We start from the raw sequence: 1,865 nt of genomic DNA, 5'->3' as shown, positions 1-1,865 counted from the left end.
GCCTTCGAGTTCGTTCGGCTGGCCGAGGCCCACGGCGTCGATGTGCGGCGGCTCAACGTCTCGGCGTCGGTCGCCCCCAGCAACGCAACGGCCAAGCCGCCACACCCGAAAAGCGACGACGACATCCTCAACTACCTCGCGGCGCTGGAAGGCACCGCTTCCGACGTCTTCGCCAACCGCGAACTGATGAGGCTGGCCCTGCCCGTCATCAAAGCCGACTACCACGCCAGCGATGTGTACTTCCGCGACGAAGACGTCAAGGTCGCCACCCCAATCCTGGCGATCGGCGGTGACCAGGACCCGATCGTCACCCTCGGTGATCTCTACGGTTGGGGCAAACACACCGGCGACGTCGAGGTCACCATGTTCGACGGCGGGCACTTCTACCTGAACGAACACCTCGACGCCGTTGCGGAGTTGATCGCCTCGGGTGCGCAATGCGAGCAGACGGCGTGAGCACCTACGGGACCGCGGTACCCACCTCAGTCGACCCGATCGTCATCTCCGGCATGGCCGTCGAGGCCCCCGGCGGTATCGACACCCCAGCCGCGCTCTGGGCGGCGCTCTCGGAATCTCGAGAGCTGGTATCGCCGTTCCCCCGCGATCGCGGTTGGCCGGTCGACGACCTATTGTCCCAGTCTGAGCAGGACGGTTGGGGACGTATCTGCGACGCCGGCGGATTCATGGACAGCGCAATGGAATTCGATCCGTTGTTCTTCGGGATCACCCACCGCGAGGCCGTCGTCATGCACCCTCAACAACGCGTCGCTATGCGGATCGCCTGGAAGACGCTGGAGAATGCGGGGATCAACCCGGGTGGGGTCGCGGGCACGGACGGCGGCTGTTTTGTCGGAATGTCGATGACCGAGTACGGCTCACGCACCGCGGTCGCCGATTCCTACACCGGGCACCGAACCGTCGGCATGGGACAACTCGGCGGCGCCGGACGGATCTCGCATCTCCTCGGCCTGACCGGCCCCTCGATGGCGATCGATTCGGCATGCGCCTCATCGTTGTCCGCGCTGCACCTGGCCGCGACGGCAGTGCAAATGGGTGAGTGTGAGTGGGCGCTGGCCGGAGCGGTGTGCGTACTCGGGGCGCCGACGGCCTTCTATGAATTCGCCCGGCTCAACGCCCTTTCCAACGACGGGCATTGTCGCGCCTACGCTGACGACGCCAGCGGCACCCTGTGGGGAGAAGGTGCGGGGATGGTGCTCGTCGAACACGAGTCGCGGGCAAAGCAACTGGGACATCGCATCTACGGGCGCATCCTGGCGATTCGCACCAACCACAACGGCAAGGGCAAGCCGATCCTGGTGCCTCGCATCCGCGCCCAAGAAGAGTTGGTACGCAAGACGATCGATGCGGCACAGATCGATCCGGCCGACATCGGCATGATCGAAGGACATGGCACCGCAACCCTGGCCGGTGATCCGATGGAATTGGTCGCCTTGTTCAAGACCTACGGCGCGGGAGGATCAGAGGCGTTGCTGGGCTCCATCAAGTCCAATGCCGGTCATGCGCAAGCGGCTTCGGGCATGCTGGGCCTGATCAAACTGCTGCTCTCCGGCCAGCATGGCCACATACCGCCAACCCTCTTCTCCGACAACCCGACCAAGAAGTTGGACTGGGACCTCACCGGCCTGCGCCTGGCCACGAAACTGCACCCCTGGGAGCCCAAAGCCGGTGTCCGCTATGGTGCGGCGTCGTCCTTTGGAGCCGGCGGCGCCAATGCGCACGCCATCATCGCCATGCCCGCGAGCACCGGAGAGTGAAGCCGTGACACCGTTGACCTACCGGCTTCCCAACGGCGCCGTTCCGGTGCTGCTCTCCTCCGACGTTGCCGAGCTGGTGCCGGCCGAGGC

2 protein-coding genes are annotated in these 1,865 nt (G+C 65.4%); both read left to right on the top strand.

Features of this window, described 5'->3' with window-relative positions:
* Window positions 1-456: thioesterase II family protein (locus tag A9W95_RS15030; protein WP_172826624.1), on the top strand; the 456-nt coding region annotated here is incomplete at its 5' end.
* A complete protein-coding gene (locus A9W95_RS15025; RefSeq protein ID WP_067414088.1) occupies window positions 438-1,775 on the top strand; it encodes a polyketide synthase in 1,338 nt (445 codons plus the stop codon). The genes A9W95_RS15030 and A9W95_RS15025, both read left to right, overlap by 19 nt.
* The last annotated feature ends 90 nt before the right edge of the window (window positions 1,776-1,865 follow it).

Origin of the sequence: Mycobacterium sp. 1423905.2, assembly GCF_001673155.1 — a bacterium.
Classification (GTDB): Bacteria; Actinomycetota; Actinomycetes; order Mycobacteriales; family Mycobacteriaceae; genus Mycobacterium.
The sequence above is the reverse complement of the archived record's forward strand: the minus strand, read 5'-3'. Positions and strand labels throughout refer to the sequence as shown.